Origin of the sequence: Magnetofaba australis IT-1, assembly GCF_002109495.1 — a bacterium.
Taxonomy (GTDB): domain Bacteria; phylum Pseudomonadota; class Magnetococcia; order Magnetococcales; family Magnetococcaceae; genus Magnetofaba; species Magnetofaba australis.
Genome location: NZ_LVJN01000019.1, coordinates 317,184 through 339,466, shown reverse-complemented (window position 1 = coordinate 339,466; position 22,283 = coordinate 317,184). Strand labels below are relative to the sequence as shown.

The 22,283-nt window shown below is 56.6% G+C and carries 19 protein-coding genes and 1 pseudogene; 14 read left to right on the top strand and 6 right to left on the bottom strand.

What is annotated here, in order from left to right; all coding sequences use genetic code 11:
- The first annotated feature begins 476 nt into the window (after positions 1–476).
- Positions 477–1,973: a VPLPA-CTERM-specific exosortase XrtD gene (gene xrtD / locus MAIT1_RS10810; protein ID WP_158089435.1), complete on the top strand. Its 1,497-nt coding sequence runs from the start codon at positions 477–479 to the stop codon at positions 1,971–1,973.
- Positions 1,963–4,458 (top strand): tetratricopeptide repeat protein, encoded by a 2,496-nt coding sequence (locus MAIT1_RS10805; protein WP_085442289.1) that lies wholly within the window; start codon positions 1,963–1,965, stop codon positions 4,456–4,458. The genes xrtD and MAIT1_RS10805 overlap by 11 nt, the downstream gene beginning before the upstream one ends.
- Before the next feature lie 44 nt (positions 4,459–4,502).
- Here the strand turns inward: MAIT1_RS10805 and MAIT1_RS10800 are convergent, their stop codons facing one another.
- The 5 genes and pseudogenes from MAIT1_RS10800 to MAIT1_RS10775 form a co-directional block, all read right to left on the bottom strand.
- A complete protein-coding gene (locus tag MAIT1_RS10800) occupies positions 4,503–5,690 on the bottom strand; it encodes an HAF repeat-containing protein (RefSeq protein ID WP_158089434.1) in 1,188 nt (395 codons plus the stop codon).
- Between the two features lie 273 nt (positions 5,691–5,963).
- Positions 5,964–6,362: a hypothetical protein gene (locus MAIT1_RS10795; RefSeq protein ID WP_085442287.1), complete on the bottom strand. Its 399-nt coding sequence runs from the start codon at positions 6,360–6,362 to the stop codon at positions 5,964–5,966.
- A gap of 27 nt (positions 6,363–6,389) precedes the next feature.
- Complete coding sequence (locus tag MAIT1_RS10790) at positions 6,390–7,715, bottom strand: recombinase family protein (protein WP_085442286.1); 1,326 nt, start codon at positions 7,713–7,715, stop codon at positions 6,390–6,392.
- The gene (locus MAIT1_RS10785) at positions 7,712–8,158 is read right to left on the bottom strand and encodes a DUF2924 domain-containing protein (RefSeq protein ID WP_085442285.1); all 447 of its coding nucleotides are present in this window, start codon (positions 8,156–8,158) and stop codon (positions 7,712–7,714) included. The genes MAIT1_RS10790 and MAIT1_RS10785 overlap by 4 nt, the downstream gene beginning before the upstream one ends.
- A 217-nt stretch (positions 8,159–8,375) precedes the next feature.
- Positions 8,376–8,777, bottom strand: a pseudogene (locus MAIT1_RS10775) (TSCPD domain-containing protein); the annotation flags it as partial.
- Between the two features lie 189 nt (positions 8,778–8,966).
- Here MAIT1_RS10775 and lexA point away from each other — a divergent pair.
- From lexA to MAIT1_RS10760, 3 genes are read left to right on the top strand one after another with little or no spacing between them, the layout of a single operon-like run.
- Positions 8,967–9,674 carry a transcriptional repressor LexA gene (gene lexA, locus MAIT1_RS10770; RefSeq protein WP_085442283.1) on the top strand — a complete coding sequence of 236 codons (708 nt, stop codon included), beginning with the start codon at positions 8,967–8,969 and terminating at the stop codon, positions 9,672–9,674.
- Positions 9,675–9,711: 37 nt separating this feature from the next.
- A complete protein-coding gene (locus MAIT1_RS10765; RefSeq protein WP_143814781.1) occupies positions 9,712–10,908 on the top strand; it encodes a hypothetical protein in 1,197 nt (398 codons plus the stop codon).
- Entirely contained in the window at positions 10,874–11,941 is a 1,068-nt protein-coding gene (locus tag MAIT1_RS10760) for a hypothetical protein (RefSeq protein ID WP_085442281.1), read from the top strand. The genes MAIT1_RS10765 and MAIT1_RS10760 overlap by 35 nt, the downstream gene beginning before the upstream one ends.
- Before the next feature lie 3 nt (positions 11,942–11,944).
- Here the strand turns inward: MAIT1_RS10760 and MAIT1_RS10755 are convergent, their stop codons facing one another.
- A complete protein-coding gene (locus MAIT1_RS10755) occupies positions 11,945–12,649 on the bottom strand; it encodes an SOS response-associated peptidase (RefSeq protein WP_085442280.1) in 705 nt (234 codons plus the stop codon).
- A gap of 240 nt (positions 12,650–12,889) precedes the next feature.
- Between MAIT1_RS10755 and MAIT1_RS10750 the strand changes: the two genes are divergently transcribed.
- The 9 genes from MAIT1_RS10750 to MAIT1_RS10710 all read left to right on the top strand — a co-directional run bounded on the left by MAIT1_RS10750 (position 12,890) and on the right by MAIT1_RS10710 (position 22,069).
- The gene (locus tag MAIT1_RS10750; protein ID WP_085442279.1) at positions 12,890–13,456 is read left to right on the top strand and encodes a sigma factor; all 567 of its coding nucleotides are present in this window, start codon (positions 12,890–12,892) and stop codon (positions 13,454–13,456) included.
- Between the two features lie 198 nt (positions 13,457–13,654).
- Positions 13,655–14,629, top strand: a complete 975-nt coding sequence (locus MAIT1_RS10745) for a ParB/RepB/Spo0J family partition protein (protein WP_158089433.1) — start codon at positions 13,655–13,657, stop codon at positions 14,627–14,629.
- Between the two features lie 29 nt (positions 14,630–14,658).
- A complete protein-coding gene (locus MAIT1_RS10740; protein ID WP_085442277.1) occupies positions 14,659–15,483 on the top strand; it encodes a hypothetical protein in 825 nt (274 codons plus the stop codon).
- 11 nt (positions 15,484–15,494) lie between these two features.
- A complete protein-coding gene (locus MAIT1_RS10735) occupies positions 15,495–15,887 on the top strand; it encodes a hypothetical protein (protein ID WP_085442276.1) in 393 nt (130 codons plus the stop codon).
- Between the two features lie 2 nt (positions 15,888–15,889).
- Positions 15,890–16,693: an ATP-binding protein gene (locus MAIT1_RS10730; RefSeq protein WP_085442275.1), complete on the top strand. Its 804-nt coding sequence runs from the start codon at positions 15,890–15,892 to the stop codon at positions 16,691–16,693.
- A 2-nt stretch (positions 16,694–16,695) separates the two neighbouring features.
- Positions 16,696–17,292 carry a DUF669 domain-containing protein gene (locus MAIT1_RS10725; protein WP_158089432.1) on the top strand — a complete coding sequence of 199 codons (597 nt, stop codon included), beginning with the start codon at positions 16,696–16,698 and terminating at the stop codon, positions 17,290–17,292.
- A 3-nt stretch (positions 17,293–17,295) separates the two neighbouring features.
- Positions 17,296–18,975, top strand: a complete 1,680-nt coding sequence (locus MAIT1_RS10720) for a DEAD/DEAH box helicase (protein ID WP_085442273.1) — start codon at positions 17,296–17,298, stop codon at positions 18,973–18,975.
- Entirely contained in the window at positions 18,972–20,084 is a 1,113-nt protein-coding gene (locus tag MAIT1_RS10715; RefSeq protein WP_085442272.1) for a hypothetical protein, read from the top strand. Before MAIT1_RS10720 ends, MAIT1_RS10715 begins: the two co-directional genes overlap by 4 nt.
- Positions 20,084–22,069, top strand: a complete 1,986-nt coding sequence (locus MAIT1_RS10710) for an AAA family ATPase (protein ID WP_085442271.1) — start codon at positions 20,084–20,086, stop codon at positions 22,067–22,069. The genes MAIT1_RS10715 and MAIT1_RS10710 overlap by 1 nt, the downstream gene beginning before the upstream one ends.
- The last annotated feature ends 214 nt before the right edge of the window (positions 22,070–22,283 follow it).

Below are 22,283 nucleotides of genomic sequence, written 5' to 3'. Positions count from 1 at the left end.
GACCTCACAAGCCCAGAAAGCAGGGAATCTCCCCGCTTTTGCTCTCTGTCTCTGGCAAGTTCGGACCGGGTCCGCACTTGAAGTTCGGACTGGCTCGTAAAATCATGAGTGAAAACAGCGCCTAACAAATATGGCAATTTCGGACCTTTGCCACGAAATATTGGGTGGCGCGTGATGTCCACAACGAAATCAAACTCTCAAGCAAAAGAGAGCGAGATCACTTAGCCTTAGTAGTGCGGCAATCCAGAAGCATTTGAGATAATGCTTAAACCGGATAAACTGAGTTTCACACTGATTATCGCCAGACACAAAAACATACAAATACATATACTTATTATCAAAGAGATCAAATTGACCTTGCTCCCTCCCAGCACAAAAAGATGAGTTCCCCTACAAAAAAACTCAATCGCTCAGTCATCTTTTGGCTCTGCTCCGGTCTGCTCTTCGGTGTCGGATTCCACGATGACCTGCTGCGAATGGAGCAAATCTGGCGCACCTCGGCAGAGTACGAGTACGGATTCCTGATTCCGCTCGCCGTGGCGTGGATGGTTTGGCGTAAACGCGACGCGCTTCAGCATGCACCTCCCGCAGGCTCTTGGTGGGGCGTCCTCATCCTGATTATTGCGCTGGCCGCATCCACATTAGGGAATATGCTGCTTAGTCGCACAATGATTCTCTACGGCTTTATGCTTGCGCTATTTGGGACAGCATGGGCGAGTATGGGCTGGTGCCGTTTCAAGCATATAGCGATGCCACTCGTGTTCCTGCTGTTCATGGTGCCTCTGCCGTGGTTCATCTATGACTGGCTATCGCTTTCGCTACAGTTCATTTCGTCAGAATGGGGCGTGGCATTCATTCGCGCCTGCGATGTTGATGTTTACCTCAATGGAAACGTCATCGACCTTGGCGAACACAAACTGGAAGTTGCGGAAGCCTGCAACGGTTTGCGCTATCTTTTCCCTCTCACGGTCATCTCCTCGTTAGCCGCGTATCTGTTCCCAGCCCCCCTGTGGAAGCGCGCCATCATTCTCCTCTCAAGCATCCCCATTGCGGTTGTCATGAACAGCCTGCGCATTGGAGTGACTGGCGTTCTGGTGGATCGCTGGGGAATTGAAATGGCGGAAGGACTGTTCCACGATCTTGAGGGATGGGTGATCTACGGAATCAGCATCGGACTGTTATTGCTTGAAATTCGCATTCTGGGGGGATTCGTTCTGGCCCAAGATTTGACAAGCCGAAAGTCTGGATCGCTCACGCTGTCACATTCCGGTAGGAGAAAGGCCCAGCCTCAAGCGTTAGTGACGCTAACCCTACTTAGCGTATTTGCCGTGTATATGCACACAGCGCATTACGAAAAACAGCAGAGCGGCATCCACGCTACGGTATCGAAACATCTTGAAAGGACTCGGTTCGCGTTCTTTCCTGAGGAGGTCGGAGACTGGCAAGGAGTTCTCCGCCAATTGCCTGACAGAACCTTACGATCACTCAACCCTGAAGACTATTTGTTAATGGACTTCCACAACTCATCCGGCGATATCGTCAACCTCCACATGGCCTACTATGTGGACAAAACATCTGGATCATGGATTCACTCTCCCCAGTATTGCCTTCCTGCTCACGGATCGAAGCAACTCCTAATGGAGCAGGTTTCTCTTAAGTTAGGAGATGGTCGCTCATTGACCCTAAACAGGCTGGAGTCCCTAGAGGGAACAGAGAAAGTCATAGCCTATTTTTGGTTTAGGCTTCAGGGCTTGGACACACCAGTGGATAGCAGCACTGACTTTTTGACGCGTGTACGCTATTTACGTGATCAATACAGCCAGAAACGAACAGATGGCGCGCTCATCCGTATTATGGGGGCAGTCGCTCCTGCCGAAGCAGTCGCGGCTGCGGATAGTCGCATTCTTGGTTTCATTAAGAATATTTACCCACTAATTGAAGTACACATTCCGAGGAAACCACATGGCCGATAAACGCCGATCGGCTGAAGACAGGGCCGCCAGGAAAAGGGGAAAGCTTCGCAACAAGGTACTTTTTTTTGCTAAGAGGCATCACCTTGCTATCAGCGGTGTATTCTTCGTTCTCGTTTGTGCGGCGATCGTTACAGGGTATCTTTTCAAAGCAGAGCTAAAGTGGGTTGCCAAAGATAGCGTCTATAGAGTTGGGCAAATCTATCAACGAATACTCCATGGAGACCCCAAAGCCAGGCAGGACGAGCACTTTGCGCGCGGCAAAGAGCACCTCACCGCTGGGAGAGAAGAGAAGGCCCGAGTAGCCTTCCAGAATGTATTACAGATCAATCCCAGGCATGTGGACGCCAACTTCACGCTGGCGTCGATCTACTTGCGCAAGCGAGACTTGAATGATGCCGTCCAGCATCTTCAGAGGATTCTTCGTCTCGAGCCAAAGCATTTTCATGCGCTCATGCTCATGGGGCACATCAATCTGCTTGTGGGGAACCCCCACGAAGCTTTGAGGTTGACCCAAAGCGCTCTGAGTGTTTCTGCTGCAAATGTAAGAGCGCGCGTTCAAAAGGCTCAGATTCTGGCAGGGCTGAGGGAGACACAAAAAGCTATTGATCTAAGTCACCTTCTCATTTCTGAAGACCCCAAGAATCTCGATGCTATCCTTCTTCTGGGCGCGCTATACGCAAAAGAGCAGAAGCTAGATGAGGCAGCACGCGTTTTTGAGGCTGCCCTTTCACACCAGCCTGAGCACTCCCTACTGACATACCAGCTCGCCAGAGTTTACGAGTCACTTGATCAGAAAAAGAGAAGCGTTCATCTGTTAGAGTCTCTAGCTGAGAACCGACCTGAAAGTGCGCTCCATTGGATTTGGTTGTCGAATGCGCTCTTAGCCCAATCAAATGATAAGCTTGCTGTAGACACGTTGAAGGAGGGTATCAAACGGGCATCCAAGAATCCCCTGCTGCGCATGTCTCTGGCCTTACTTCACAAGCAACTTGGCGATGACAGGGAGGCTGAGAGCATTTTCACAAATCTAATTGGGAGCACAGGCCAGTCAATAATTGGTGCAAGCGCCCGCATTGAACTCGCTGGCCTCTTTATCAAGAGAAAAGAACTCACACGGGCACAAGAAATACTCCAGGAGGTGGAAACATGGACGGAGGGCGGCAGAGGTTTGATCAATCTTCAAGCCATAGCTGCTCTTCGCCAGGGGCAAATTGCATTACTCCAGAAACGCCATAGAGAATCCATTGCCGCATTTGAACGCGCCACAAAATTGAACCCTGTTTACGCTGAGGCTTATTCAGCCCTGGGAAAAGTCCAGCTTGCTACTGGGAGCAGGGACAAAGCGATTGGCAATCTCAAGTCTGCTGTCCGTCTTAATAATCTTGATATCCCAACTCGAATGCTGCTGGCAGCGCAATACTCGAAAATTCAGAAGTGGGAACCAGCTGGAAAACTTTACCTGGATGTGCTGAAGATCGATAATCAAAACCTTGCAGCGCTATTTGAGCTAGCCCGCGTACAACATTTGACCGGTCAAACGATGGAGGCTATCCAGACCGCAGGCCAGATTCGAAAGCTTCATCCAGAGAACCCAATTGGGCACATGCTACAGGGTGAACTCTACTTCAATATGAAGATGTTCACCAAAAGCGTTTACGCGCTTCGGGATGCCCTGGCAAAATCGCAAGACAAAATCAAACCGCTTATGCTTCTGACAAGAAGCTATCTTGTTCTTGGCCAGCCGGAACTAGTAGTAAAACTTGTACAAAATGAACTACAAAAATCGCCGAAGAACGCTTCCCTGCAGACCCTGTTGGGAGAGGTGTTTTCAGCGACCAAGCAATACGATAAGGCGATTGTGCATTTTGAAGCAGCATCCAAACTCAAACCCGGGTGGGAACGCCCAACGGTGCATCTGGCGCGAGTACGTGAACTGAAGGGAGATGCCGCCAGTGCAATCGGGCTACTGGAGAAAAGCAGAGATGAAAAGCCAGATAAGCTGGCTGTGAAGTTGGCGCTGGCATTTTTGTACCAAAAAGCCGAGCGATACGGTGATGCGATACGAGAGTATGAAGGGCTCTTGGAGGCGAAGCCGCAAAACAAGGTGATCGCGAACAATCTTGCGATGCTTCTGATGCGTCATGCCCCAACTGAGGCATCACTGCGGAAAGCACTTCAGGTTGCGTCGATATTGGACGGGAGCAATCAACCAGCGTTTCTGGATACTCTCGGCTGGGCTTACTACCTCAATGGCCGCAATAATGAGGCAATTACAATCTTGGAGAAGGCCGTTGCCAAGGCCCCTGAAGTCGCTGAGCACCACTACCATTTGGGTGTGGCGTATCTGAGTGCTGGTCAACACCAAGAGGCTAAACAGCACCTTAAAGTTGCACTAAAAAATAAAGAGCACTTTTATGGGGTAGAAGATGCTATCGGAGCACTGAATGCAGCTACCACCAAATCTAGTAGCGCCCATAATCCGTGAGCCCGTCTTGATGAAGATAGCTGCAACTGGTCTTGCTGCTACTGTTAAGCAGGAACACTCCGTGATGAGCGTGTCCTAACCCCCCAAAAAAATACGGCGATTCCTATTCCAAGAAAACCCAGAGTGCCTGGCAGTGGAGTTACAGAAGTTGACTCAAGCATAAAAGCACGCTTCGGCCCTCCTGATGTACTGTATGCTCCTACGATCTCTCCGCTATCATTGATCGCATATGCTGCGTTGTTTGAGTAATCATAGTCTCCGTAACCACTTATGCTGCCAATATCCTGAATTCCCGAGCTTTCTGTCCACAGAAATGCATGGGATATACTTGAACTTACTGGTGATTCGCCAACAATATCCCCTGAATTGTTTATGTCGTATGCAACACTGGTGTTGCCTATTTTAGCCCCCCCCAATGTGCCCAAACTCTGCATCCCTCCATCTGCAGTCCATAAGAAGGGTTGAGAGTAGACGTCATCCGAAGCTACGTATGATGAACCAACTATGTCCCCATTATCATTAATTCCATACGCATAGCTATTTGCCCCGCCTAAGGTCCCCAGGTCTTGCATGCCATCAGCTTCAGTCCATAAAAAGGCATGCATATCTCCAGACGCAGTTTCATAAGTTCCAACTACTTGACCGCTATTGTTAATATCATTAGCTTGAGCATCTCTAAGAGAGCCTCCCAAACTTGTCAACTCTTGCATGCCACCTGACGACGTCCATAAAAAAGCACGATCCACTCCACTTACATCTGAAACCCCAACAACATCGCCACTATCATTAATTCCATATGATGTGCTCGATGACCCCCCTAGTGTCCCTAAGCTTTGAATTCCATTTGATGACGACCATGTAAAAGCTTCATATTGAGCGCCGCTGGTATGAGCGCGACCGGCTACTTCGCCGTTGGTATTTATTGCAAACCCATGACTGTGTGAACCACCAAGTGTACCTAAATCTTGCATGCCAGTAGAACTACTCCATGAAAAAGCTCGGCTTTCACTTGAGCTGTTGTAAGAGTAGCCTGTGACTATACCTGAATTGTTTATGCCTCTTGCTGATGTGTGTTCCGTACTCAGAGATCCGCCACCTAATGTACCAAGATCAGTGACTGTGTAGAGAGAAGCATTTGCAGAAGGAGTTAAAGCAAGAGAAGCGCATGCTAAAAATGTCGTAAATAGAGTGCCTATAAGCGGTGGTGAGAAATATTTTGTAATCACATTCATGAATTTGCTATCCATTGTGGCCTTTTATTGGCACGCAATTTAGTGAATCAAATCTAAGTGCATTCAGTCAAAATACGCAATCAGTAAATGGTAGCGCTAGAAAATTTCATGATCATGCAGGCTACACCCTAACACAGGAGTGGATCGCTGAGGGAAAATATTTTCAATTGTTAATGGAGTGCCTCATCCCGCTTCGAACTGTATTGACGTGATGCACGGTGGAAAATCCAATAAAATTCAGACAGTAAAAAACCGAAAGTTATTTTAAATTCATCACATCCACAGCTCTCGCTGCCTCTCCCACTCCACCGGAAACGGCTTGGACAGGACCTTCCAGGTCAGCCCCTCTGGCTGCATTCCGTTGATGATGGCCGCCACGATCTCCGGGGCCAACAGAGTGAGTCGCAGAATCCTGGTCACGTATGAGTCATCAAGCTCTTCCTGCGCAGCCAGAGCCTTGATGGACCCCACCTCACCGTTTTCCAGCATCTCCAACCAGCGGTGGGCGCGCCCCAGCGCCTTCAGCAACACCTTGTCAGCCCGGTGACTGTGCCGGAACGGGCTATTGCTCCCTTCAGGTGGAATAATGGCTTTACGCCCTCCCATCCGTTTCATGTTCAAGGGGATGCGGATAATGATATTCTGCCCATCAGGGCTCAACGTGGCTTGCATGGTTAATCTCCTCGCTTCTATATGGGGTCAGGCGGCAAGCTCACCCGCCAGATGATCGATCCCCTCTCTGCGCAGGTGGACCTCCATCTGATCCGTCGTGATCATCACCCGGTCAAGCAGCAGGTTCAGCAGACGGGATTGCTCCAGGGGGAAGAGCTCTTGCCAGATGGGCTCCAAATTGCGCAGCGCCTCGGTGGCTTCCAACTCGGTCAGAAAGCCGCCTTCCTGTCGCGCCGATTTCCAGATATTCACCACCATCTCCGGACTGGCCAGGATCCCTTGAATCTGGTCCAGCACCAGTTGCTCCACTTCACCTGCGGCGACTGTTTTGACTGGGCAGGAGTCGTGACCTCGCTTGAGCGCCTGCTGGCAGGTGTAGTATCGGTACTGCTTACCCTTTTTGCGGGTGTGGCTGGGCTTCATAGCCCGATTGCAGTGGCCACAGCGGAGAATCCCCTTCAGAGGAGCGGGTGACTGGGACCGGCTTTGGTTGGCGCGCTGATGGGCATTCTCAGCCAGAATGCTCTCGACTCTCTGCCATTGCTGCGGTTGAATGATGGCCACATGTTCGCCAGGAAAGGATTCCTCCTTGTGAACGATCTCTCCCAGGTAGATGCGGTTTTTCAGCATCCGGTAGAGGCTGTTTTTGTCAAACTTTCCACCTTCACGCACCCGCCCGCTCTGAGTTGTCCAGCTTTTGGTGCGGCGTCCTGCATCATTGAGCTCCTGCACCAGGGAGGTGACTGATCCAACTTGGGTGAAGCGCTTGAAAATGTGCTGGACCAGTTGCGCTTCCTCCTCGTTAATCACCAGTTTGCGGTCAACTACATCGTACCCCAGGGGCGGTACGCCCCCCATCCACATCCCCTTGCGCTTGGAGGCGGCCACCTTGTCTCGGATCCGCTCGGCGATTACCTCACGCTCATACTGGGCAAAGCTGAGCAGCATGTTCAGCGTCAGCCGCCCCATAGATGTGGTTGTGGAGAATTGCTGGGTGATGGAGACAAAGCTGGCCCCATGGCGCTCAAACACCTCAATCAGCTGTGAGAAATCCAGCAAAGAGCGCGATAGCCGGTCCACCTTGTAGCAGACCACAATGTCCACTTGCCCCGCCTCAATGTCCGCCATCAAGCGTTTCAGGGCGGGGCGCTCCATGTTGCCGCCAGAGAAGCCGCCGTCGTCATATCGGTCAGGAAGCGGATGCCAGCCATTGGATTTCTGGCTGGTGATGTAAGCGGCGCATGCCTCGCGCTGGGCATCCAAGGAGTTAAACTCCATTTCCAGCCCTTCGTCGGTACTCTTGCGCGTGTAGATGGCGCAGCGCACCTTGGGTGTTAAGGATTTGCGACTCATTTGGGGGCTCCAGCTGTTTTAAGGCCAAAGAACCGAGGGCCAGACCAGCGGGTCCCAGTGATCTCACGGGCAATGGGTGAGAGGCTTTTGAAGGTCCGCCCTTGCCATGAGAAGCCTTCCTCCATCACCACCACCTGGTGAGTCACCCCCCGCCACTCCCGGATAAGGCGGGCGCCAACCGCAGGCATCCCATCGGCGCGCTGATTCGCTGGGTGACGGGACTGCAGTTGATCATCTTCCGCCAGCGCCTTGAGTTGCGCTTTGGTCTCCTCCGAGTGCCCTCCATAGGCCAACTCCTGAATACGAAAGGCCAGCCGTTTGACCATGAATCGCCGGTCGTAACCCGGTGGATCCTTGTCGAACAGGTCCTTCCAAAGCGCCTTTAGCTGTGGCGTAGTCATTTTCGGCAGCGCCGCCAGGCGTTGCATCACGTTGTTTGTCATTGGGTTCTCCTATTCAGTTTGTTCCCAGTGACATGAACGCTCTTCATGGCCGGTTTATCCAGGCAAATAGTCTCTGCCTTTTCAGAGTGCTGACGCTTTCTGGAGAGCATCCGCAGAAGCCCCCTGGCAACGATCTGCGCCACCTCGTCCAAACGCTCTTCAGCTGTCAGCATGTTGGGGTCGCAGCCAGTCATGAGCCCACACCGTTCAAGCGTTGAAGATGCGCCTCCAGGCAATCGCCAATCTCCGCCACCACGCTGTTCATGCGCCGCCCGCCGGGTTTGAAGTACCCGCCCTGGGGATCAAAAATGGCGCGCAGCTCTTCCACCAGAAACGTGGGATCCTCCTCACGGCGCAGCACCGCCGACACCACCCGAGTCAGCGCCACCACCCAGGCAAAGTGATCCATGCTCTTGGAGTTGATAAAGATCTCAAAGGGCCGCCGCCCGCCATCGGTTTCGATGTCGTTGATGGTCAGGTATAAGGCGTGTTCAGAGAGCGGCGTGGTAATCTTATAGGTTGATCCAGTCAGGCGGCTGGGGCGTTGGGGCAACGCACACCCTGTACAGACATCGTTTCCCTCTCTCGCCTCTGTAGATGTGCTTTGCGCATTCACGATCTTTCCTCCACTCCCTGTCGTAGCTGGCGTTTAAGCTCCCCTGTTCCGTTCTCTACCGGGAATGGAGAAAAATCGTCACGAATTTCCGCTTAGGTGAAATTTGTTGACGCCGATATATAGCCTAACTAGAATCAGGTCAGTCGCCGAGAAAATCCCGGAGAGACGTCTCCGGAGCTCAAGGAGGATCAGATGGCGCTGACAAAAGAGAGCAGAAAACGGCCCGGGCCCAAGCCAGCGGAAGGGCTGACGCCTGCCCAAGAACGCATCATGGAGGTAATCCGTGACGCATTCGAACGGGAGGGGATGCCGCCCACGGTGCAGGAGATCGCCGAAGCCCTGGGCATGAAGACCCCCAGCGCCCATGAACAGGTCAAGAAGATGGAGCAAAAGGGGTTCCTTCAGCGCACGCCCCGAAAGCCACGCTCCATCAAGATCGTCGAGCGTCCGGCGGTGGATGATGCTTCAGGAAAGCTGGCATCGCCCAGAAAAGGAAAGCCTGGCGTGCCGAAGCTGAAGCCCATCCCCATCATCGGCGAAGTAGCGGCGGGCGTGCCCATCCTGGCGGTGGAAAACCAGGTTGGCGAACTGCTGATCGAGTCCTCTCTGGCTTCTGGTCCCTGCTTTGCGCTCAAGGTGCGCGGCGACAGCATGATCGATGCGGAGATCAACGATGGCGACATCGTCATCGTGCGTCAGCAGGCGCTGGCGGAGAACGGCGACATCGTGGTGGCGATGCTCGAAGGCGAAGCCACCGTCAAGCGGCTCCATATATCGGAGTCAGTCATTCAACTCAGACCGGAGAACCGGTCTTACAAACCCATAGAAGTGCCGCCAGACGGTAACATCCGCATTCTGGGTAAGGTGTTGGCGGTGCGGGGCTGGGAGGCCGGCCCATGAGTAGACAATCAGATTACTGACGAAATGGAGAATCCCCATGGCGACATTCAATCCGCGACGTTTTGCACAGCCTGAGCTCCTTCGGACCATTGAACCCGCACGTTTGCGGCAACTTCTCTCTCCCTATCGGGATTATCTGGATGGTCTGGGCGCTGGTATTTTAAGGCGTGAGGACGACGGATTGGATTACGGGGAACTCTCCCGAGCGATTATGAACCTGGACGAAAAGGCCCCCATGGAATTGCTGGAGGCGCTGTATCTGATCCACGAGATGTCCACCGAGAGCGGCATGGATCGTTTGCTGGCGGCGATTCGGGACCAGCAGTTGGCGATTGATGTGCCGGTGACGGCAACGCCCATGGATGTGGCGGTGCTGGTCTATCTGGAGAATCGTGAACTGCTGGAGAGGCAGCACGCCATGGTTTTCATCCAGCGGGCGCGCTCTTACTACTGCTTTGACGGATCCGAATCGTGGCGCGGGGAATTCACCTTACCCGACGAGGAGAAGCTGCGTGCGCTTGAGCAGCAGATGGATGATTGGTTTGATGCGCACCATCGAGGGCGTGGCTGTCGGGTGATGCTGTTTGATCACGGTCCACGCATGATCCTGGTGGTGCGCCATGGCAAATCCTATCGGCGCGACAGCGCAGTAAAAAAGGACGGCGAGTCCGCCAGCGTTTTCTATCGTCCCGAGTGTTTCGATTTGGTGGTCTACGACCGTGAATTCAATGAACTGAGCATTCGCACGGACAATGTGCGTGAGCGCGCCATGTACGCCACAACGGTTGGCCTGCATCTGTTCGGCGACGCGCAGTTCTTCCGGCTTCGTGAGAAATACACCTTAAAGCCGTTGCTCGACAGGAATCAGGCATCCTTGTCCTGTGGCGATCTGGACGAGTTGGATTGGGTCCGCCTGACCGCGGTCGCATTCCAATCCCCTGATGAGGGTGAAGATGTTGAGATCCAAAAGGGCAAAGATCTGATCGAGAGCTTTGCGCGCAAAGGATTTTCCTTCCCCCATGACGCAAACTTGGTGAATGCGAGCTTTAACGCAAAGTTCCGGGGAGCGCCGAGGCCACGCTCATTCACCATCTCCAACGCCAATAAGGCCTGTTTCACCCGGGATGGCGACAGCGTCGTGATTGAGAAGTGGATGCGCCGTCGCGGCTTCATGAATGGGCCCATACGGAATCGGAACCATGCGCGACCTGAACCGCCTTTGGCGTCACATTGAAGTCAGCCCTGGCAAGTCGGGCATGCGGGCGCAGTGGGAGACGTGGTTGGGCGAGGATTTCGCCATTGCCGAGTCCCTTCTGCGCCCGACCGACCGGCGCAGTGATATCTGGCCCTGCCCCTATCCGGCGGGGCCAGGTTGCCCCAGGCGCGTGGTGGATTGTGGCGATGGGCAAATCGTGGCGGTCTGTGGCAATGAGGTGGAGACCGAGTGCGAGGACATCTCCCTGTCGCCCTCTGATCTGGTGATCCATGAGCTGGATCGGCGCAGGCTCTGTCAGCTCTCGGCGCTGGCGCTGGGCGTGGAACCGGCGTTCTTACCGGTAGAGGGAATCTACGAGACCTTTCATGTGGGCACATTGGCGGATGTGGCGTGGCGCAGGCGCTCAATCTACCTGTCACTGGAGCACCGCGCCGACAGAAGGCTGGATATGGCGGCGCGCTTGAGTCAGCGGGAGAGCGGATCATTTATTCTGCTGGCGCCTACACCCCGGTTTGTCACGCTTCCTATTTCAGAGACACTTCAGCGTTCAGAGGGCGTGTTCCTGGCACTGACGGATCTGCTGGTGGCGGGCGGCAATGGCGAGTTCGCCATCGGCCCGGCGGTGCAGCCGTTTCTGGAGTCGCTTCAGCCTCCGGAGCCGGATAGCGTTGATGCGGGTCTGGAGAGGTTCCCCACCCCCAGTAACGCCAAGTGGGGCGATTTGCGCATGCAATTTCTTGACGGAGCACGGCTCACGGTATTGTGCCGCACGGGCGCCAACGAGCAACAGCGCACCGTCAACTACACCCAGATGGGCATGGCCAATCGCACCAACAGCGAGCCAACCAAGATCTGGCGACTGCTGGAGGACTTCGCGGATGGCTATGGGCGCATAGAGGTCGGCAGTTCCCGTGACGATCCACAAAACCGCAAACGGGTGCAGCGGCTCAATGAGAAGTTGCGCGCCTATTTCGGCATGGAGGGGCAACCGGTCTATTGGGACAGGCAGGATTCTGCTTATCGCTGCCGGTTTCAGATTGAGCAACAGTGATCGTCAGTTAGGCCAATCCGAAAAAAGTGACGGCGTCGGCGCCACGGGCTGCATGCACGCGGCGCTGTCGTTGCGTGGGCTGTTCACTATGTCATCCACCCTGTCCATGGCCATGTCGCTGGCAAAGTAAGGGCGCATGATTGGTTGCAGCATCTCCAGACGTTGTTCGCCGCCATCGAGCCAGAGCGCGTAATCGTCCCGCTTTACGATGACTGGCATGCGGTTATGGATCTCCTCCACCAGTTCATTGGGCCCGGTGGTAAGAACGCTGAAGCTGTCAATCCGATCCCCATCTGGCGAGCGCCAGGACTCCCACACCCCCGCCATGGCGAACGGCTCACGGCTCGCCATGCAAATCAGATACGGCGTTTTCTTCTTTCCTTCCCGTTTCCACTCATAGAATCCATCACTGGGCACAAGGCATCGGCGCGCTCTGAACGCCGATCGAAACGCCGGTTTCTCTGCAATCGTTTCAGCTCGGGCGTTGATCATCTTCGCGCCGATGGCGCTCTCCTTGGCCCACTCGGGAATCAATCCCCAGCGTAGCGCCGATAACTCCGCGTCCCCATCCTTTCCAGAAGATCTCACCACTGCCGCCTGCTGCGCCGGCGCGATGTTGTAGCGCGGCGCAAAATCCGTCGAGACATGCAGCTTCAGGCTCCCCTGAAACGCCGCTTGCGCATCCAGTTGGGCAAATCTCCCGCACATCGACGATTCCCCCTACCCCTACCCCTTTGACACGCCCTGCTCCGTGACATGTCACGGAGCTCAGCAGGACTTTCTTTGCCCATTTTGCATTTTTATTTTCCGGGTAACACGTTGACTTTGCGTGCTTATCCGTAACTTCCAGCCGTGACGCGAGCCTTTGTCCCACCCCTTCCGTGACATGTCGCCAGTAGCGGGCGTCAGGGCGCACATCGCCCTTCACCCGAAAAACGAGGCGACATCATGGAATCACTCAATCGGTATGAATGCATCCATCCATATGCGGCATCCACCATCCGCTTTCATGCGCGGAAACTGGCGCAGAGCGGCATCTGCCGGAGCGCGGACCAGGAGGACATCGAGCAGGAGCTCATGCTCGACCTGCACAGACGCCTGCCACGCTACAACCCGGAGCGCGCGCGGATCAAGACTTTCATCGCCGACATTGTCGACAAACGGGCGGCCACCCTGGTGGAGCACGCTCGGGCGTCAAAACGGGGCGGCGCCATGCAGATGATCTCCCTTCACACACCGGTTGCCCAGGATGACGGCCACGCCGTGGAGCTTGGGGACACCCTCTCCACCGACCAGGGACTGTGGGCCGATCACGGCATGCCCTGGCATGAGCGCGCGGAGTGGCGCGTGGACCTGCAACGGGAGCTCTCCCAGCTGCCTGCCACGCTTCAGGCTACTGCCGCAGCGGTGTCTGTTGCATCCATCACCGAAGTCGCCGCTGCGCGCAAGGTCTCCAGGGCGCTGATTCACAAGGAGCTTTCCCAGATCGGGCAGCGACTGCGGAAAGTTTTTTAAGAAAAGCGCGACGAAATTTCGCGGTTCCCGGTAGAGAACGGAATAAGGGGGCGCGCAAACAGCGCCGGGGCCTGATGGGAATGCAAGACCCTACCGGGAAACACCATCACCGCTTTCCTCCATGTGCGGCGTCAGCCCTGGCGCTTCTGCCCCTGGAAACGGCGCGACGACATGGTTGGTGACGATAGGAGAAGCCTAATGAACGAACGCTACCAGATTGTCCCGCCGCTGAGCGACGACGAATTTGAATATCTCAAGAATGACATCGCTGAGCGCGGTGTGCAGGTACCGGTGGAATATGACGAAGATGGCCACATTCTCGATGGCCATCACCGTGTGCGCGCCTGCCAGCTGCTTGGCCTGACCAGTTGGCCTCGCGTTGTTCGCAAGGGGTTGAGCGAAGAGCAGAAGCGCGCCCATGCGCGCAGCCTGAATCTGGCGCGCCGTCAGCTGAACCGAGCACAGAAACAAGAGTTAATCCGCCAGCAGTTGAAAGAAACCCCGGAGCTCTCAGACCGCCAGATCGCCCAAGCGATGGGAGTCTCGGATAAAACGGTTAGCTCGCGGCGTGGCGAAATGGAATCAACTGCGGAAATTCCGAAGTTGGATAAAACGACCGGTGCTGATGGCAAAACCCGCACTCGTCAACGCAACACGCACCAACATAGGGTGGAATCAAAACCTGAAGAGAAGAAGGGCCCTTCAGAACAGACCATCAATAACGCCATCGCAGCCATTTCTGAAAGCGCAGTTCCCGAACTGACCGAAGCGCTCAAAAATGGCGTGATCCCACCAGCGACCGCCAAACGGATCGCCCGTTTGACCGATATCGAGCAACGCTATTTTGCCGATTATGCCAAACGCGGAGGTTTGACCTGCCTGGACAGCCCTAAGTTGGCGTCAGAGCACTGCGCCATGGGTTATGTAGCCTATGACCGTCAGGGCAATCGCCATGTGCCTGAGGGGCACCCCCTTCAAGAAGCTGAGTTCGATCTGGAGCGCGACTATCGCCTGATTCTGGAGGCGCAAGCGATCCTCGCCCAAGTCGTCACGCCCGGCATCATCTTGCGCTTCGCCACACGGATGCGTGAGAGCCACCCCGAACACATTCAGACCCTCATCGATCAACTGAACGCAAACGCCCGCCGCCAGAACGTGCGCGTTGACCTCTGATCCGGCCTACCAAACGAAAGGAACTGACCATGACCACGATGCCCACCACCCGCGCCATCTCTCTTGAAGAGTGGCTCACCGTTCCCGACAACCCGATCCAGCGCAATACCGCGCGCCATGCGGAAGCAGCGAACAACAAGCATTTGAAGGAAGCCGCCAGCACCCACAGCGTGGTGCACATGGCGACGCTGCCCGATGGAAGGTGCTTCAAACTCGATGGCCACACCCGCGCGCTGTTGTGGGAGGAGCAGAAGCTGACGCCGCCCGAGCAGATCATCGTCATTGACCATCCCTGCTCATCCGTAGCAGAGGCGCAGGACCTGTACACCCACTTCGACAACCACCTGACTGTGGAGATGGCGCCCGACAAGGTCTATGGCGCATATCGCCTCCACGGGATCATCCCCGTCAGCACGCTGCTCAAGACCTGCCGCCTGACCACAGTGATGAAAGTCCTGCCAGGCGCGGGAAACGACATCTATGAAGACATCGGCAATTGGAAATCAGAGATCGAGGAATTTGATGCCGTTGATCCGGTGAGTGGCGCGCACTTCCTCTCAGGCGTCATTGCTGGCGCCCTGATCACCTTCCGTCGTTATCCCGAAGATGCAGCGAAATTCTGGCTGAAATACCAACAGGACGCTGGTTGGAAACATGGCCAGGAGCGCGATGGCGTGCAGGCGCTGCGTGAGTATGTGCCACAACGCAAAAACCAAGGCCAACGCGAGAATGCCTCCAGCGCAACGGAGTTGGCGGAAAGGGTCATCTCCGCCTTCGAGAACTGGCGAGTGCGTCGCTACTACAAGTCCCTGCGCATCGGTCGCACCGATCTGCGCAAATTCCTCGGTGAATAGGAGATCAGATCATGACCATTACATCGGCGCCCACCATCGACGAACTGACCCAGGCCTGGGAGCTTGCCAAGCACGCTGAGAATCAGGCCAAACAGGTGCGCCTGGAGGTGGAGCGGCAGCTTCTGGAGAAAACCGATCTGAAGGCGGCGCTGATCCCAGAAGGGACCAGCACCTTTGGTCGCCTCAAGGTCGTCACCGGCTACACCCGCGACTGGGACCAACAGCGTCTGGCGGAGATTCAGCGCGGCATCGAACCCAACTTCTGGCCCTTCAAGGCCAAGCTTGAAGAGATCCGTGCAGGGTCACGCTTTTTGGAGGAGGAGCGTCCTGATTTGTGGGCGCAGATCTCCCCGGCGCTGACCCTCAAGCCGAAGAAACCGGCCTTCACCGTGAAAGGATACTAATCATGGGCAAACGCATGTTGTTGGAAAACATCATATCCGGCGTGCAGCCACAGATGCCGCGCATCGTGTCGTACGGAGTTGACGGCGCAGGAAAGACCACCTTTGGGTCCAAGGCGCCTCTTCCCATCTTTTTGGGGGTTGAGGATGGTTCCGCGCATCTGGATGTGGCGCGTTTTCCACAACCAAAAACGTGGGAAGAAGTTCTGGACGCCATTCAGGCGCTGTTCCAGGAGGAGCACAACTTCAAAACTCTGGTGCTCGACAGCATAGATTGGGCGGAAAGGCTTGCAGCCGAATCCGTCTGCAAAGAGCACGGTGTTAAAACGCTTGAAGACATCCCGTATGGCAAGTGGAAGGGATATCTATTGAGCCGCTTCACTGATCTGCTGAGAGCCCTGGATGCTCTCCACCAAGCGCGAGGGATGATCATCCTGCTCATCGGTCATGCGGAGATTCGCACCTTTAACGACCCGGAAAACGAGCCCTACGACCGCTACGTGATGAAGTGTCAAGACAAGGTATCCGCCATGATCCGGGAGTGGTGCGACATCAACCTCTTCGCCAATTTCGACACCTGTACTCGGGTCGTTGGCCAGGGTTTCAACGCCAAGGCGAAAGGCGTCTCCTACGGGAAACGTTTTATCTACAGCCAGCGCCGCGCCGCCTTTGACGCCAAATCCCGCTTCCCCATCCCCGACCGGCTGCCGCTGGAATGGGATACGTTCTGGAACGCCTATCAGGCTGCGGTCAATCCGCAAGAGCATGCCACCACCACTGATTCCGTCACCGCACAGCAAGGAGAATGACCATGGGCGACTTTGCCTACGACGAGATGCGCTACAACAGCTACGACAACTACGATGCCGACGAGGACTTCGGCGTCGATATGGCCAGCGTGGAGGACTCCTTCACGCCGATTCCCGAGGGCGATTATGTGCTGCGCGCCATCGACCAGAAGCTGAAGGGCACCAAGGACGGCAACGGGCAGTTGGTCTCGGTGACCTTTGAGGTGGTGGATGGCCCCCACGCCAAGCGCCAAGTCTACGAGAACTTCAACGTGCGCAACAGCAACACGCAGACGGTGCAGATCGCGTTGCGCGCCATCAAGGGCTGGATCAAGGCCACCGGCGGCAGTGGCGATGAGCGCCTGACCATGGGGCTGATCCGCTCGCTGGAGGGGCGGGAGTTCCTGGGCCATGTCTATGTGGAGCCCGCCAAGGGCCAGTGGGACGCCAAGAACCGTATCCGCTTCGGCAAGTGCAAGCCGGTTCAAAACAGTGCGGCGCCCGCGCAGCAGCCCATGGCGCCGCAGTCGGCGCCACAACAACCGGCGCAGGCGCCACAGCCGCAGCAGTCGGCGCCCAATCTGGCTGGTCAGCAGCAGAAGCGGCCCTGGGAGCGGTAAACCGTGGAACTGCGCGGCTATCAACAGGAGGCCATCGACGCCCTGTTCGCCTGGTGGGCGGAGCGGCGCGGGGAGAACCCCGTGCTCGTTCTGCCTACCGGGGCCGGCAAGACGGTGATCTTTTCGGCCCTGATCCAGCGACTGGTGAGCGACTACCCTGGCACCCGCATTCTGGTGCTGGCCCACCGCAAGGAGTTGATCGCCCAGGCCGAGGCCAAACTCCTCACCGTCTGGCCGGAGGCTCCCGTAGGCGTGTTGGCTGCTTCGCTGGGGCGTCGGGAGATGGCCCCTGTCACCATTGCCAGCCGAGACACCATTGCGGGCATCGTTGAGCAGGTTGGTTGGTTCGATCTGGTGTTCGTCGACGAGGCCCACAACATCGCGCCCGGGGAGAACACACGCTATCGCAAAATCATCAACGCGCTCAAGCAGCGCAATCCCAATCTGCATGTGATCGGCTTCTCCGCCACGCCGTTTCGCACCGGTCAGGGCTACATCTACGGCGATGAGGAGAAACACCTGTTCCAGGGCGTCGCCTACGAGGCGCGCATCAAACGCCTCATCGATGAGGGGTGGCTCTGTCCGGTGACGGCGCGCGCTGTCTCTGACGATTCTGTGGCGGACACCTCGGCGGTGAAGACCACCGCCGGAGACTTCAACCAGGGGCAACTGGAACAGGTGGTCTCCGACAATGCGCTGATCAACGCCGCCGTCACCGAATGGGAGCGTTTGGCATATCAGCATGGGCGGCGCTCTTCGGTTTTCTTCTGCGTCTCAGTGCTGCACGCTCACCTGGTCAGCGATGCCCTCAGCCACATGGGGCACGATGTCCCCGTTGTGTCTGGAACCACACCTCAGGAGGAGCGTGACGAGATCTTGGAGAAATTTGATGCCGGGGATCTGATCGGCATCGCCAACGTCGGCGTGCTCACCGAAGGGTGGGATTCGCCCCGCTTGGATTGTATCTGTCTGCTCCGCCCCACTAAGAGTCTGGGGCTCTACATGCAGATGGTGGGGCGCGGTCTACGCCTCTTTCCCGGCAAGGAGAACTGCCTGGTTTTGGACTTCGGCGAGTGCATCGAACGTTTCGGTCCCATCGATATCGCGCGACCAGCGAACAAGCGGCGTGAAGAGGATCCGCGCACCAAGACCTGCCCGGTCTGCCAGACCATTCACGGCTATCTCAAACGCAAATGTCCCTGCGGCAACCGTTTTCAGGAGGAGCCCGCCAAAGAGTGCGAGAAGTGCGGCGAACCCAATCCCATCGCCGCCAAACTCTGCATGGCGTGCGCTGCGCCTTTCGTCACGCATGGCAAACGCGCGCGCAATGGCGGCATCCTCTCCGGCGAGCCTGCGCCACAGCGTTATGAGGTCGAGGGCGTCACCTGCTCGGTGCGCCACTCCAAGACCTCAGGCCGACCCTACCTCCAGATCCGCTACCACCACGACCTGACCACCGCCTTCACCCAGAACCTGATGCTGGGTTACCCCGGCTTTGCCGGAGAGAGAGCCGCTGCGCAGTGGCGAAACCTCTCCTACTCCGGATCCCCCATTCCTGAGCACCCCCAGCAGGCGCTGTCACGCTGCGCCGATGACCTTAAGCCGGTGATCAGCGTAGTGGTGGACATGAACAGCCGCTGGAAAGAGGTGCTGGAGATTGAATTCGAGGAGGTGATGTCATGAGCGTCATGATTGCCGAAAACGCCGACCTGGTGGAGAACGCCACCCTTACCGCGCTGGACCAGGCGACATTGAGCGCGCGCGCCGAGGAGAAGCGCCGGGGCCATCTGGGCATGTCCCAGATCGGCCATGAGGACGCGCGCACGCTGTGGCTGCGGTTTCGCTGGTCGCTGCCCGATGACTTCAGCGCCAAGCTGCTGCGGGTGTTTCGCATGGGCCATGTGGTGGAAAGCGAGACCGCTGCGTTGTTGCGCCGCATCCCGGGCGTGGAGATGCACACCGATGCCGATGGCAGTCAATTCAGTTTCCATGAGTTGGGCGGCCACTTCTCCGGCTCAATGGATGGCTGCATCCGCGGCGTGCCCGAGGCTCCGTCCACTTGGCATGTGTGGGAGTGCAAAAGCGCCAAGAAGGCGGGCTTTCGCGAACTGCTCAAGGCGGGCTCCATTGCCAAGTGGAACGAGACCTACTGGGTGCAGGCGCAGTGCTACATGGGGGCCAGCGGCATGAGCCGCGCGCTGTTCACCGTCTACAACAAGGACAGTTCCGAGATCTTTGCTGAGCGGCTACGCATCGACAAAACCATCTGGCCCGCCATGATCGCGCGCGCCGAGCGCATTATCACCGCCGATGAGCCGCCGGAGAGCGTTTGGCCCAATCGGGAGTTCTACAAAGTCCGCTTCATGAGCGAGCGGCAACAGGCGATCTACTGGGGCGACCAACTCCCTGAACCCAATTGCCGTAACTGCCGATTTGCGAGCCCTTTGCTCAATCAAGAGGGCGCAGTCTGGTCATGCCGCAAGCACCGCTCATCACTCTCTCTGGAGCGACAGCAGAAAGGCTGCCCCAACCATAACTGGCTACCCGCCTTCATTCCCGGAAAGGTGCTGGAGGCGCACGCCGATTTCGTCACCTACAAATTGCCCGATGGCTTCTCCTTCAGCAACGTGGAGGACGATGCGGCGGCTTCGGATTCACACCATGTCTACTCCAGTTGGGATCTGGCGCACCTCAGCCAGTGGGACTTCAAAAAGGAGACCTTTGAAAACGCCATGGCGGCGATGACCGCTCCAGCCAAAGGACCCATCCGCAGCGAGGAGATCCCGTTTTAATGAACGCAACGATCTCCCCATTCGCCAGTGTAGCGGCCAACTACTGGGAGCATGGCATCCCGGTGCTGCCCATCATCCCCGGTACCAAGCGACCCGGTTTCTTCGACTCCGATCGGCAGCGCTGGGAAGGGCTGCGCAAATGGCAGCAATATTGTGCGCAGATGCCCACAGAAGAGCAGATCGTTCCCTGGCTGGACTGGCCCGAGGCGGGGATCTGCATTCCTTTGGGCAAGGCGTCCGGGATCATTGCCCTGGATCGTGATACGGAGCGTCCAGATATCGTCGCCGCCTTGGACCGGATCATTCCCCTGAGTCCCTGCGCCAAGCGCGGCAAAAAGGGTTGGACGGCGTTCTACCGCTACAATGGCGAGCGGCCGCACCGCTGGAAGCTCTCCCGAGATAGCGCGCCGGTTCTGGAGTTGCTCTCCCACGGGACCCAGACGGTGATCCCGCCCACCATTCATCCAGACACCGGCATGGCCTACGACTGGGTGAGTCCGGACACGCTGCTCGATGTCGCGTTGGATGAACTGCCGATTCTGCCCGCCGATTTTGTCTCGTGCGTCGAGGAGGCTCTGAATCCGTTTCGAGTCCCAGAAGAGCGCGTGGCGGCGACCATACCATCACATGTGGAGGTTGACGCCGATGATCCATTCCAAAGCATAAACGGCATCGCCCTGTCCAACTTGGACACGTGGGTTCCAAAACTGATCACCGATGCCCACCGTACGCCGGATGGCGCCTACCGCTGCGTCGCCTTTTGGCGCGGCGGTGATGGTCTCAATGTCGGCATCACCGCCGAGGGCATTCGTGATTGGGCGCGCGGCACAGGCATGACGCCGATTGATCTGGTGATGGCGGTCACGAATCAGAGCGCTGGGCAGGCGCTGACCTGGCTACAGCATACCATGGGCGTCGCGCCGCCTGTGCAAGAGCAACTTGTGTGGGAGGACGAAGCCACCACGGAGTCAGCTTCAGAGGATGACAACGGCCCATTCTTCTCCTACGGGGAGATCACCGGCAATCCGCCACCGAAGCCGGAATCCTTCTGGCGGGAGGCGGCCTTCTTCCGCGGCGCGCGCGTGCTCATCGCGGGTGGGCCCAAGATCGGTAAATCCAACTTCTTCCTCAATCTGGCCATGCAGGCCTCGGTCGGCGGTGCGTTCCTGGGCGACCGTTTTACCGCGCCGCTGAGAACCATGTGGGTGCAGGCGGAGATCCACAAGAGCTTTCTGATGCCCAGGCTTGAACGTTATGCCCGGCACATGACGCCAGCCGAGATCGCGCTGCTCAAGGCCAACTTTATACTCACCGGGCGGCTCTCCTGGGATCTGACAAACTACAGAGACTTGGTGAAACTGCACAAAGGCGTGGACCAGCACCGCCCGGACATCCTCTGCCTGGACCCGGTGATCAACTTCTCCACCGCCAATGAGAACGACAACGTGGAGGTGAAAAAACTGCTGACCAACGTAGAGACCATCGGCGAGATGTACGGTTGCATGGTGGTGCTGCTGCACCACACCAACAAGAGCGTGCCGACCAATGATCCATTCAACTCCATTCGCGGGGCCAGCGCATTTCGGGGCTGGTTCGACACCGGCATTCTGCTCACCGGCAGACCCGATGAACTGACCGTCAGCTATGAGCTGCGCAACGCCAAATCGCCCGCCGCCCATGGCTGCCAGTTTGATGATCGAACGGGGGAATATGTTGCCGTCTTGGATGATGAGTTTGAGTTGGAAGAGCAACACGAAGAGATGGATGAAGGGCTTCTCCAAAGCGCTTATCAGATCCTTGCGGGTCATCCGGATGGGCTCACCTACTCGGCTTTCCTGGAGACCATCAAGGCGGTCATGCAGCTTGGGAAAAACAGGGCCAAAAAGGTCATCACAGAGCTCCGTGATCGTGGCTTGGCGAGCACCCACGGAGATTGGAAGAAAGTGATTTACCGCGCTGAGCTCATTCAGGGAGTGGAAAAGTGACTTTCAACAAAAACAGTATGTTGCTCATGGTCCGGCAGGCCGCCCGGACCATGAGAAATAGTAAAATGGTGATTTGCATAAAATCAATCACTTACTCATGGTCCGGGCAGGGGCCGGACCAGGTCCGGACCATGAGAGGGCCGGACCATGACAAACCCGCATGGATACTGGGCTCGTCATGGTCCGGGGGCATCATGGTCCGGCCCGGACCATG